11 protein-coding genes are annotated in these 11706 nt (G+C 69.9%); 7 read left to right on the top strand and 4 right to left on the bottom strand.

Annotated features, from left to right (window positions below):
* The first annotated feature begins 11 nt into the window (after positions 1–11).
* From L0H79_RS16215 to L0H79_RS16235, 5 genes are all read left to right on the top strand, one after another.
* Positions 12–530: a peptidylprolyl isomerase gene (locus L0H79_RS16215; protein WP_301485684.1), complete on the top strand. Its 519-nt coding sequence runs from the start codon at positions 12–14 to the stop codon at positions 528–530.
* Positions 531–536: 6 nt separating this feature from the next.
* Positions 537–1487, top strand: coding sequence for a rhomboid family intramembrane serine protease (locus L0H79_RS16220; protein ID WP_301485674.1), 951 nt, complete (start codon positions 537–539; stop codon positions 1485–1487).
* Positions 1488–1705: 218 nt separating this feature from the next.
* The gene (locus tag L0H79_RS16225; RefSeq protein WP_301485675.1) at positions 1706–2056 is read left to right on the top strand and encodes a metal-sensitive transcriptional regulator; all 351 of its coding nucleotides are present in this window, start codon (positions 1706–1708) and stop codon (positions 2054–2056) included.
* A gap of 56 nt (positions 2057–2112) precedes the next feature.
* Positions 2113–2319, top strand: a complete 207-nt coding sequence (locus tag L0H79_RS16230) for a heavy-metal-associated domain-containing protein (RefSeq protein ID WP_301485676.1) — start codon at positions 2113–2115, stop codon at positions 2317–2319.
* Between the two features lie 74 nt (positions 2320–2393).
* Positions 2394–4700 carry a cation-translocating P-type ATPase gene (locus tag L0H79_RS16235; protein ID WP_301485677.1) on the top strand — a complete coding sequence of 769 codons (2307 nt, stop codon included), beginning with the start codon at positions 2394–2396 and terminating at the stop codon, positions 4698–4700.
* Positions 4701–5016: 316 nt separating this feature from the next.
* On the opposite strand, the gene L0H79_RS16240 is transcribed toward L0H79_RS16235, so the two are convergent.
* Positions 5017–5268, bottom strand: a complete 252-nt coding sequence (locus L0H79_RS16240; RefSeq protein WP_301485678.1) for a cell division protein CrgA — start codon at positions 5266–5268, stop codon at positions 5017–5019.
* A gap of 56 nt (positions 5269–5324) precedes the next feature.
* On the opposite strand from L0H79_RS16240, the gene L0H79_RS16245 reads away from it, so the two are divergent.
* Both L0H79_RS16245 and L0H79_RS16250 read left to right on the top strand, forming a co-directional pair.
* Positions 5325–6101 (top strand): DUF881 domain-containing protein, encoded by a 777-nt coding sequence (locus tag L0H79_RS16245; protein WP_301485679.1) that lies wholly within the window; start codon positions 5325–5327, stop codon positions 6099–6101.
* 64 nt (positions 6102–6165) lie between these two features.
* On the top strand, positions 6166–6798 hold the full coding sequence (locus tag L0H79_RS16250; RefSeq protein WP_301485681.1) for an aminodeoxychorismate/anthranilate synthase component II: 633 nt from the start codon (positions 6166–6168) through the stop codon (positions 6796–6798).
* A gap of 96 nt (positions 6799–6894) precedes the next feature.
* On the opposite strand, the gene pknB is transcribed toward L0H79_RS16250, so the two are convergent.
* The 3 genes from pknB to L0H79_RS16265 all read right to left on the bottom strand — a co-directional run bounded on the left by pknB (position 6895) and on the right by L0H79_RS16265 (position 11688).
* The gene (gene pknB / locus L0H79_RS16255) at positions 6895–8742 is read right to left on the bottom strand and encodes a Stk1 family PASTA domain-containing Ser/Thr kinase (RefSeq protein ID WP_301485682.1); all 1848 of its coding nucleotides are present in this window, start codon (positions 8740–8742) and stop codon (positions 6895–6897) included.
* A gap of 94 nt (positions 8743–8836) precedes the next feature.
* Positions 8837–10297, bottom strand: a complete 1461-nt coding sequence (locus tag L0H79_RS16260; RefSeq protein ID WP_301485683.1) for a penicillin-binding protein 2 — start codon at positions 10295–10297, stop codon at positions 8837–8839.
* Positions 10294–11688 (bottom strand): FtsW/RodA/SpoVE family cell cycle protein, encoded by a 1395-nt coding sequence (locus L0H79_RS16265; protein WP_301485685.1) that lies wholly within the window; start codon positions 11686–11688, stop codon positions 10294–10296. Before L0H79_RS16265 ends, L0H79_RS16260 begins: the two co-directional genes overlap by 4 nt.
* Between the last annotated feature and the right edge of the window lie 18 nt (positions 11689–11706).

Below are 11706 nucleotides of genomic sequence, written 5' to 3' on the forward strand. Positions count from 1 at the left end.
AGGATTGCCACATGAAGGCAACCCTGCACACCAACCACGGCGATATCGTCATCGAGCTGTTCCCCGACCACGCGCCCAAGACCGTCGAGAACTTCGTCGGCCTGGCCAAGGGCCAGAAGGACTACAAGGACGAAGCCGGCCGGACCAACCCGACCCCGTTCTACGACGGCCTGACCTTCCACCGGATCATCCCGAACTTCATGATCCAGGGCGGGTGCCCGGTCGGTCAGGGCTTCGGCGGCCCGGGCTACACCTTCGACGACGAGATCCACCCGGACAAGGACTTCACCAAGCCCTACGTCCTCGCCATGGCCAACGCCGGCAAGCGAATGGGCAAGGGCACCAACGGCTCGCAGTTCTTCATCACGACCGCCCCCACCACCTGGCTGCACGGCAAGCACACGATCTTCGGCGAGGTCACCGACGAGGCGTCCCGCAAGGTCGTCGACGAGATCGGCAAGGTCAAGACCGGCGCCAACGACAAGCCGCTCGACGACGTGCTCATCGACTCCGTCAGTATCGAGGACTGAGCCTTCTTGGCGGACAACGGCGCTGGCGGCCAGCCCCCGATCCAGCCGTGGGCTGGCCAGCAGCCGGACGCCCCGCCGGTGTGCCCCCGGCACCCCGACCGTGAGGCCTACGTGCGCTGCCAGCGATGCGGCCGCCCGGCCTGCCCGGAGTGCCAGCGTCCTGCGCCGGTCGGCATCCAGTGCGTCGACTGCGTGCGTGAGGCGGCACGCACCTCGCGGCAGAGCACGACCGTCCTCGGTGGGCGGGTGACCGACGGCAAACCGGTCGTCACCTACACCCTCATCGGGATCTGCGTCGTCATCTTCCTCATCCAGTGGGTCTCGCCGGGCTTCACGACGGATTTCGCTTTCGCGCCGATCGCCGGGTGGGTCGAGCCGTGGCGGTTCGTCACCGCGATGTTCCTGCACTCCCCGCGCTCGCTCATGCACATCGGCTTCAACATGTACGCCCTCTACATCCTCGGCTCCTACCTCGAGCCGCTCATGGGGCGCGCGCGGTTCCTTGCCCTCTACCTCATCAGCGGCATCGGCGGCCAGGTCGGGGTGCTGATCCTCGCCGGCAACCCGACCATCGCCGGCCTCGCGACCGGCCAGGACCAGGCGTGGGTCACCGCGGTCGTCGGTGCCTCCGGTGCGATCTTCGGTCTCTTCGGCGCCCTCATCGTGCTGAACCGACACCTCAACCGCTCCGTAGCCGGCATCTACGGCATCGTCCTGATCAACGCAGCCATCGGCTTCATCATCCCCAACATCGCCTGGCAGGCCCACCTCGGCGGCTTCGTGACCGGCCTCGCCGGGGCCGGCCTGCTGGTCCTCGCCCGTCGGCGTGACGTGCCCGCCCTGGTCTGGGCGGGCCTGACCGCCCTGCTGGTCGTCGTCGTCGCGATCGCCGTCGTGAAGTACCTCTCCGTACCCGAGCCGATCCGGGTGCTGACGGCCATCGCGGTCCGGCGCTGAGCCGCAGCGTTCTCGCCTCGGGCCGGCCTGCGTGGGCGCCGGGCCTGCCAGGTGGTGCGTCGCGTTGCCGAATGTGCGCTGCCTGCAGGCGACGCAGATCCGACGAAGCGACGCAGATCGGCCAGGTGATGCGCGTGCCCACCTGGGCTGCGCTCGTCCTTTGCAACAACTACCCTAGGGGGGTATAGTGACAGTTGGGGAAGGCGAGAGGACCCACCATGACCACCACCGACGACGTCACCGTGCCGGCGGATGCCGCCGAGGTCGCTGTCCCGAGGCACGAGCACAGCTACATCCACAACCGGACCAAGGACGACTACCTCAAGCGCCTGCGCCGCATCGAGGGCCAGGCCCGCGGACTGCAGCGGATGGTCGAGGACGAGCAGTACTGCATCGACATCGTCACCCAGGTCTCGGCGATGACCAAGGCGCTGCAGGCCGTCGCGCTCGGCCTGCTCGACGAGCACCTGCACCACTGCGTCCTCGAGGCCGCTCGGCACGGCGGGCCCGAGGCCGACCACAAGCTGCAGGAGGCGTCCGAGGCGATCCGACGGCTCGTCCGCTCCTGACCCAGACCTGACCAGCACCACGAGACCTGACCAGCACCACCCGAGAGGTACCACCCATGAGCCAGACCGTCACCTACACCGTCACCGGAATGACCTGCGGCCACTGCGTCGCCTCGGTCACCGAGGAGGTCCGGGAGATCCCGGGCGTCGAGCAGGTCGACGTCGTCCTCGACTCCGGCGCGGTCACCATCACCAGCGCCGAGCCCGTCGACGCGGCCGCCGTACGGTCCGCCGTCGAGGAGGCCGGCTACCAGCTCGCCTGAACACCCAACGGCTCGCGCGTGCCCTCGAGCACGGGAGCCGGCTGGGCGTCATACCCCGTGAAGTGAGGCACCCCATGAGTTCCGTGACCGACCAGCTCGGTCAGCCACCCGCGACCACCGGCATCGAGCTTGCGATCAGCGGCATGACCTGCGCGTCCTGCGCCAACCGCATCGAGCGCAAGCTGAACAAGGTCGACGGCGTCACAGCAACGGTCAACTACGCCACGGAGAAGGCGAAGGTCAGCTTCCCCGGATCACTGACGCCCGCCGACCTCGTGCGCGTCGTCGAAGAGGCGGGGTATGCCGCCGAGCTGCCGCCCGCGCCGACCACCCCTACCGCGGGTGCTCAGTCCACCGACGAGTCGAGCCCGGCCGACGAGCACCTGCGTGAGCTGCGGCAGCGGCTGCTCGTCTCGGCCGCACTGAGCATCCCGGTCATCGTGCTCGCGATGGTGCCCGCGCTGCAGTTCCGCTACTGGCAGTGGCTGTCGCTGACCCTGGCCGCACCGGTGGTCGTGTGGGGTGCGTGGCCGTTCCACCGGGCCGCGTGGGTCAACCTGCGACACCGCACGACGACCATGGACACGCTCATCTCGATGGGCACGCTGGCGGCGTTCGGCTGGTCGCTCTACGCCCTCTTCCTCGGCACGGCCGGGATGCCGGGAATGACCCATCCGTTCGAGCTGACCATCTCTCGGGGCGACGGGGCAGGCAACATCTACCTCGAGGTCGCCGCGGGTGTGACGACCTTCATCCTCGCCGGGCGCTACTTCGAGGCCCGCTCGAAGCGTCAGGCGGGGGCCGCGCTGCGGGCGCTGCTCGAGCTGGGCAGCAAGGACGTCGCGGTCTTGCGGCCCGGTCCGGATGGCTGGCGTGAGGAGCGCATCCCGACCGAGCGGCTCATGGTCGGGGACCGGTTCGTCGTGCGGCCCGGCGAGAAGATCGCCACCGACGGGGTCGTGCAGGAAGGCACCTCGGCCGTCGACGTGTCGATGCTGACCGGTGAGTCGGTCCCGGTCGAGGTCGGTGTCGGCGATGCCGTCACCGGCGCGACGGTCAACGCCGGCGGGCGCCTCGTCGTGCAGGCCACCCGGGTCGGTGCCGACACCCAGCTCGCCCAGATGGCTCGGCTCGTCGAGGAGGCCCAGAACGGCAAGGCCCAGATGCAGCGGCTCGCCGACCGGATCTCCGGGGTCTTCGTGCCGATCGTCATCCTGATCGCGGTGGGGACGTTGGTCTTCTGGCTCGTGTCCGGTGCGGGCGGCACCGCGGCGTTCACCGCAGCCGTCTCGGTGCTCATCATCGCGTGCCCGTGCGCGCTCGGGCTGGCGACCCCGACCGCGCTGATGGTGGGCACCGGGCGTGGCGCCCAGCTCGGCATCCTCATCAAGGGGCCCGAGGTCCTCGAGTCGACGCGGCGGGTCGACACCGTCGTGCTCGACAAGACCGGCACCGTGACGACCGGTCAGATGTCGCTGCGGGCTGTCCGAGCCGCCGACGGGGAGTCTGAGGAGCACGTGCTGCGCCTTGCCGGGGCCGTCGAGCACGCCTCCGAGCACCCGATCGCCCGGGCCATCGTGGCCGGTGCGCGGGAACGGGTCGGCGACTCGTTGCCGGAGGTGTCCGACTTCGCGAGCACCAGCGGCCTGGGCGTGTCAGGTGTCGTCGAGGGGACCGAGGTCGTCGTGGGACGGCCCGCCTTCCTCACTGAGCAGGACGAGACACGCCGCACCGAGCTCGACGACGTGGCGCGCGGCTACGAAGGGGAAGGACTCACCGTCGTGCACGTCGCCTGGCGCGGCGGGGTCCGGGGCATCCTCGTCGTCGGCGACAGCGTCAAGCCCACGTCGGGCCGGGCCATCGCCGAGCTGCGCGGGCTCGGGCTGCGACCGGTCCTGCTCACCGGCGACAACGAGCGCGCGGCGCGTGCGGTCGCGGCCGAGGTCGGCATCGAGGCCGACGAGGTCATCGCCGAGGTGCTGCCCGCCGACAAGGTCGACGTGGTCAAGCAGCTGCAGGACCAGGGCCGCGTCGTCGCGATGGTCGGTGACGGGGTCAACGACGCCGCGGCGCTCGCCCAGGCCGACCTCGGCCTGGCGATGGGCACCGGGACCGACGTCGCGATCGAGGCGAGCGACCTGACGTTGGTGCGCGGCGACCTGCGCAGCGCGGCCGACGCGATCCGGCTGGCCCGGCGCACGCTCGCCACGATCAAGGGGAACCTCTTCTGGGCGTTCGCCTACAACGTGGCGGCCCTGCCGCTCGCCGCGGCGGGCCTGCTCAACCCGATGCTCGCCGGCGCCGCCATGGCGTTCTCGTCGGTCTTCGTCGTGAGCAACAGCCTGCGCCTGCGCCGTTTCCAGCCGCTCACCCAGCACTGACAACCCGTCGAGAGGGCCGCAGGTGCCGCTCGAGAGGGCGGTGCGGGCGGTGCGCGATCCACTGGAGAGGGCGGTGCGCGTCCCCTCGAGCGGGCATCATCACCCCGTCGACAGGGCTGGAGCCATGGTCGCGTGGGATCCACTTGTCCACCGGGATGTCCACAGTTGTGGATGAATCACAGCGCTGTAACTATGTCCACAGGAGTTGTCCCCGGTGTGGACAGTCCAGTTGACCGGTTGCCGCCCACTCGACCGGCAAGGCGTGACCACCCGACGAGGAACTTGGCGCCCGCTCGACGGGGCGAGGGTGACGGTGTCAGCGCCACCGCATGGTCATGATGAAGCCGGCCATCAGCAGCACGAATCCCACGCCGAGGTTCCACGGGCCGAGGGCCGAGACGGGATAGCGGTACTCGGTCACGTAGTACACGACGATCCACAGCAGCCCGAGGATGAGCAGAGTGACGAAGGTGGGAGCCCACCACGTCGGGTTCGGCTGGGCGCTCTTGCTCTTCGTCGGCGCGGTGTACGCCGCCGCCTTCTTGTCGCGGCCTTTGGACTCGGGCACTGCACGCTCCTTGGGTCAGAATGGGACAAGCCTAGATCAGGACGGAGACCCAGACCGTGCAGACCGCCGCGCCGGACGACGCAGTGCCGACCGGTCGGCACGCCCTGCCACGCCGCCGCTGGCGGGTCTGGACCCTCCTCGTCCCGGGCGTGACAGCCATCGCAGGCCTCATGTTCGCGATGAGCTTCCATGCGGCGCAGGGCAGCGACCTGCGCGCCGACCGGGACCTGCCCCAGCTCATCATCGAGGCCAACGACCACGTCGCCACGACGGCTGCCCAGATCGACGACCTGCAGCGCGAGGTCGACCGGCTGTCCTCCGACGCCGCCCCCCGCGACGAACGTCTCGAGGCGCTCACCCAAGAGGCCGACGCCCTGGCGGTGGAGGCCGGAAGCACACCCGTGACCGGGCCGGCTCTGGCCGTCACCCTCACCGACTCGAAGGTGAGCCTCGACTCCCTCCCGGACGAGTTCACCGCCGACGACGTCATCGTGCATCAGCAGGACGTCCAGGCCGTCGTCAACGCGCTGTGGGCCGGGGGTGCCGAGGCGATGATGATCCAGGACCAGCGTGTCATCTCGACCAGCGCCGTCCGGTGCGTCGGCAACACCCTCATCCTGCAGGGTCGCGTCTACTCGCCGCCCTACGTCATCACCGCGATGGGTGACACGACCCGGATGGAGCAGACCCTCGCGGCCGACCCGACGATCCAGATATACCAGCAGTATGTCGTTGCCGTCGGCCTCGGTTGGGAGGTCGCCGTCGAGCCCGACGCCACCTTCCCCGCCTACTCCGGCGCGGTCGACCTCAGCCGCGCCGAGGTCATCCGTTGAGCACGGCTATCATCCTTTGAGCACGGCCGCGGCCGCCTCGACGGGTGGGGATACCCTGCCGTCCATGGGGCCGCGCATCCTCGTCGTCGACAACTACGACAGCTTCGTCTACACCATCGTCGGCTACCTCGAGCAGCTCGGCGCCGAATGTCACGTGGCGCGCAACGACGCGGTCGCGCCCGGGGACTGTGCGGCATACGCCGGCGTCCTCATCTCCCCCGGGCCGGGCACACCGGAGGGCGCGGGTGTCTCGATGGACCTCGTCCGCGCCTGCGCCGACGACTCACGCCCGATGTTCGGCGTGTGCCTCGGGCATCAGGCGCTCGCGGCGGCGTTCGGCGCGACGGTGGCGCGAGCACCGGAGCTGCTGCACGGCAAGACGTCGGAGGTGATCCATGACGGAACCGGCGTCCTGCAGGGACTGCCGTCGCCGTTCACCGCGACCCGCTACCACTCGCTGACCGTTGTCCCGGAGACGCTGCCGGACGAGCTCGTCGTGACCGGTCGCACAGCCTCAGGTGTCGTCATGAGCCTGCGCCACCTCGACCTCCCGTTGCACGGGGTGCAGTTCCACCCTGAGAGTGTGCTCACGCACGGGGGGCACCGGATGCTCGCGAACTTCCTGCACCTGTGCGGTGACGAGGACGCGGTCGCGCGGGCCGAGGGCCTGACGCCCCTCGTCAGCGGGGCCGTCTGACGAGCTGCGCGCGTCCCCGCCTGGTCCCGGAGACGACGACCGGCGGGCCGCCGGTGAGGCCCGCCGGATCTGGACGGTTTTGGGTGGTGCGGCGCCTCAGTCGTTGCCTTCGCCGCCGCCGTCCGTGCTGGTCGGCTTCGGCGTGGTGGGCTCCGGTGACGGCGGCGCCGTCACGGTCTGCGTCGCGGTGACGGTCGGGATCGGCCGTTGGGCCACCTTCACCTTGATGCTGGAGCCGACCTTGACCACCTCGCCGGCGTGCTCGACGCTGAGCACCTCACCGGGGGTCTTGTCCTTCGAGTCGACGTCCACGGGCACGGCGACGAGGTGGTAGTCGTTCGCGAGGCTGGTCGAGACGATGGTCCACTGCTGCCCGACGAGGTCGTCCGGGACCTCGACCTTGCCTGAAGCGAGGTTGAGGGTGACAGCCGAGCCGGTGTCGACCGTCTGGCCCGCGGCCGGGCTCGTCGAGACGACCTTGCCCTTGTCCTGGGAGGGGTCGTCGACGTCCTTCGTGCCGGACACGCTCAGCCCCCGATCCTTGAGGGCCTGGGTGGCCAGCTCCTGCGTCAGACCCTTCACGTCCGGCACGGCCACGGTGTCCGGACCGGTCGAGACGACGTAGTTGACCGTGCTGCCCTCGTCGACCGTCTTGCCCTCGGCCGGTTCCTGCTTGAAGACCGTTCCCTTCTCGGACTGGTCGGCAGCATCGGTGGCAGCCCCCTTCAGGTGGCGTTGGGTGAGCGCTGCCTCAGCCTGCTGGGCGGTCAGCCCGGTGATCCCCGGCACGGTCGTGCTCACGACCGCCGGCTTCAGGTTGCCGAACCAGGTCATCGCGCCCCAGCCGATGGCGGCCAGCGCGATGATGGCGAGCACGGTGATGAGGGCCGCCCGCCGTCCCCTGCGCTTGCCCTCGGCCTGCGCCTCCTCCTCGGGCTGGCCGACGGCCGGCAGATCGGCCGTGCTCCTCGTGGTGTCCTCGAGCACCGTCTGCACCTCGGTCGGAGTGCTGGCCTCCGGCAGCGTCTGTGTGAGGGCCGCGGCGCCCAGCCCGGCAGCCGCCCCGCGGGCGGCCGCGCTGATGGGGCGGCCCTGGCGGACGTTCTCCAGGTCGCGGCGGAATGCGGTCGCGTCCGGGTACCGCGAGTCGGGCTCCTTGGCAAGGGCGTGGAGGGTGACCGCGTCGAGGTCACCGCCCCCATCGGCGTTCCAGATGCTCGGCGGTTGCGGCTGCTCGCCGACGTGCTGGTAGGCGATGGCGACCGGCGAGTCACCGGTGAACGGGGTGCGCCCGGTGAGCAGCTCGTAGAGCACGCACCCGGTCGAGTACAGGTCGGTCCGGGCATCGACGGTCTGCCCCTGGGCCTGCTCCGGTGAGAGGTACTGCGCCGTGCCGACGACGGCCTGGGTGGCCGTCATGGTCGCTGCGCTGTCGGCGACGGCTCGGGCGATCCCGAAGTCCATCACCTTGACCGAGCCGTTCTCCGTGAGCATGACGTTGCCGGGCTTGATGTCACGATGCACGATGCCCATCCGGTGGCTGTAGGACAGGGCGTCGAGGATCCCCTCCGTGATCCGGATCGCCTCGCTCGGCTCGAGCGGTCCGTCCCGGACCAGCCGGTCCCGCAGGGTGGTGCCGTCGACGTGCTCCATGACGATGTACGCCAAGGGCACGTTCGGGCCGTGGGGGGAGTCGACGTCGTCCTCGCCCGAGTCGTAGATGGCGACGATCGCTGGGTGGTTCAGACCGGCGGCCGACTGAGCCTCGCGGCGGAACCGGGTCAGGAAGTTCGGGTCGCGGGCCAGGTCGGGGCGCAGCATCTTGATCGCGACGGTCCGGCCCAGCCGGGTGTCATGGCCCAGGTACACATCGGCCATGCCGCCCCGCCCGATCAGCCGACCGACCTCATAACGTCCACCGACGACACGTGGGGTGATGCTCACGCCGTCCACCTCTGATCGATCTGACACAGCCGGGTCCCATCCGTATGGTGCGTGGTCTGAGTGGTTGGTTTGCAGGATTGTCTCCCACGTTCGGTCATGGCTGGAGCACCGCCTCCATGACGTCCCGGGCGATCGGTGCTGCGACGCGGCCGCCGCCGACCTCGCTGTGGTTGACGCCGCCATCCTCGACGATGACCGCCACGGCGACCCGGGGGTCGTCGGCCGGGGCGAAGCTGATGAACCACGCGTGCGGTGCCTTGTTCGGGTCGTGCTGGGCGGTCCCCGTCTTGCCGGCGACTCTCACCCCCGGGATCTGGGCCCGTGCACCGGAACCGTGGTCGACGACCGAGACCATCATGTCCGTGACGATCGCGGCGGTCTTGGCCGAGACTGCCTGGGAGAGCTCCTGAGGCTTGGGCTCGGCCGAGATGACGTCGAGGTTCGGGCTTCGGACCTGACCCATGAGGTAGGGCGTCATGACCCGGCCCTGGTTCGCGATCCCGGCAGCGACGAGCGCCATCTGCAGGGGCGTGGACCGCACGTCGTACTGGCCGATGGCCGCCTGCGCGGTCTGCGGTGCGTTGAGGTCGGCAGGCACGATGCTCGGCGCCACCCGCATCGGGACGGTGAGGCTGTCGCCGAAGCCGAACTTGGCCGCCTGGGCCCGCAGCTTCTCGCCGCCGAGCTCCATGCCGAGGGCGCCGAAGGCGGTGTTGCACGAGATCTCGAGAGCATGCACCAGAGTCGTCCGGTTGCCCGGCCCGCACGGCAGGCCGTTCTCGGTGGGCAGCGTGGCATCGGTGAGGGGCAGGTCGAGCTGGGCGGGCCCGGGCACCTGCGACTGCGCACCGGTCACGAGACCGTTCTCCAGGGCAGCGGCGGCCGTGACGACCTTGAACGTCGAGCCGGGTGGGTAGAGCTGGTCGATCGTCCGGTTGAGGAACGGCTTCTGCGGGTCGTTCTTCAGCCGCGTCCACGCCTTGCCGGCCTTGTCGAAGTCGTGGCTCGACAGGGTGTTGGGGTCGAACTGCGGGTGACTCACCATGGCCAGGATCGCGCCGGTCTTCGGGTCGAGCGCCACCACCGCCCCACGGCTGGCCCCGAGACCTTGGTCGGCGGCCCGCTGCGCCTTCGGGTCGATCGTCAGCTCGATGGTGGCCCCGGACGTCTGCCGGCCGGTGATGAGGTCGGTGATCCGCTGTACGAAGAGCGTGTCCGCCTGCCCGGACAGCAGGCCGTCGGCTGCGTGCTCGAGCCCGAAGGGGTTGCCGACGCCGAAGGAGTAGAACCCCGTCACCTGCGAGTAGAGCTGGGCCTGTGGGTAGCGTCGAAGCCACTTGTACTGGTCATCCACCTGGACGGACTCGGCGATCGGCTTGCCGGCGACCATGATCGAGCCGCGTTCGCGAGCGTAGTTGTCGAGCAGGGTGCGCTTGTTGGCGGCCATCGCGCCGAGCCGCTGCGCCTGGAAGAACTGGATCGAGGTCGTCGCCACGAGCAGCGTGACGAACAACAGCGCGATCAGCGTCGACAGCCGGCGGATGGGTGCGTTCACGGCATCCTCACCACCTGCGTCTCGTCTCCCGAGCTCGGGCTCCGGGGTGGGGGAAGCTCAACCTCCGGCATCGGTCGCCGGGCCTGGTCGGAGATCCGCAGCAGGATCGTCATGATGACCCAGTTCGCGAGCAACGACGACCCACCGAGGGACAGGAACGGCGTGGTGAGGCCGGTCAACGGGACGACTCTGGTCACGCCGCCGATCACGATGAACACCTGGAAGGCGACGGAGAACGAGAGCCCGGCCGCGAGGAGCTTGCCGAAGCCGTCGCGCACACCGAGGGCGGTGCGGATGCCGCGTTCGACGAAGAGCAGGTAGAGCATGATGATCGCGATCGCGCCGAAGAGCCCGAGCTCCTCCCCGAGGCTCGGGAAGATGAAGTCGCTCTCGGCGAACGGGGTCAGGTAGGGCCGGCCCGCGCCGAGCCCGGTGCCGGTCAGGCCCCCGGCGCCGAGGCCCCAGATGCCCTTCGCGAGCTGGTCCGACTTGGCCAGGCTCGCGGCGGAGAACGGGTCGAGCCAGAGCGCGACCCGGATCTGGAAGTGGGTGAAGGCCGACATCGCGAAGACCACCGCCGCGGCGAAGAGGACCAGGCCGATCGCGATCCACGAGACCCGCTCGGTCGCGATGTAGAGCATCGCGACGAACAGGCCGAAGAAGAGCAGGGCCGTGCCGAGGTCGTTCTGGAAGACGAGGATGAGCAGGGCCAGCACCCAGGCGACGAGGATCGGGCCGAGGTCGCGGCCGCGCGGGAAGGTGAAGCCGAGCACCTTCTTGCCGGCCAGGGAGAGCACGTCGCGGGCCTCGACGAGGTAGCCGGCGAAGAAGACGGCGAGCGCGATCTTGGCGAACTCACCGGGCTGGAAGGACATGCCGCCGACGCTGATCCAGATACGGGACCCGTTGATGGTGCGGCCGATGCCCGGCAGGAGCGGCAGCAGGAGCAGGATGAAACCGACGAGCAGGGACCAGTAGGTGTAGCGGCGCAGCAGCCGGTGGTCGCGTACCACGATGATGACGGTGACGGCGAGGATGACGGCGATCGCGGTCCAGATGATCTGCCGGTAGGCGTCGCCGTCGGCACCGAGCCGCCCGGCCGCAAGATCGAGCCGATGGATCATGACGAGCCCGAGCCCGTTCAGGCACGTCGTGATGGGCAGCAGGACCGGGTCGGCGTAGGCAGCCCGCCAACGCACCACGATGTGGACGGCGACCGCGAGCACGACCAGCCCGCCGGCCACCGGCACGATGTTGGCCGGTACCGTGCCGTTGCGGTTGAGGTCGACCGACACCCACGCCACCAGCACGATCGCGATGGCGAGCAGCAGCAGCAGCAGCTCGAGACCGCGCCGGGTGGGCGGCGCGCCGGGCTCGACGGTCGTCGTCACCGGCTCACCTCCGACGAC

The sequence above is a fragment of the Intrasporangium sp. genome (genome assembly GCF_030452765.1).
Lineage (GTDB): Bacteria > Actinomycetota > Actinomycetes > Actinomycetales > Dermatophilaceae > Intrasporangium_A.

Bases quoted from the DNA above. Each gene is read 5' to 3' on its own strand.
- L0H79_RS16215 (WP_301485684.1), top strand. From the start codon at position 12: ATGAAGGCAACCCTGCACACCAACCACGGCGATATCGTCATCGAGCTG.
- L0H79_RS16225 (WP_301485675.1), top strand. From the start codon at position 1,706: ATGACCACCACCGACGACGTCACCGTGCCGGCGGATGCCGCCGAGGTC.
- L0H79_RS16230 (WP_301485676.1), top strand. From the start codon at position 2,113: ATGAGCCAGACCGTCACCTACACCGTCACCGGAATGACCTGCGGCCAC.
- L0H79_RS16235 (WP_301485677.1), top strand. From the start codon at position 2,394: ATGAGTTCCGTGACCGACCAGCTCGGTCAGCCACCCGCGACCACCGGC.
- L0H79_RS16250 (WP_301485681.1), top strand. From the start codon at position 6,166: ATGGGGCCGCGCATCCTCGTCGTCGACAACTACGACAGCTTCGTCTAC.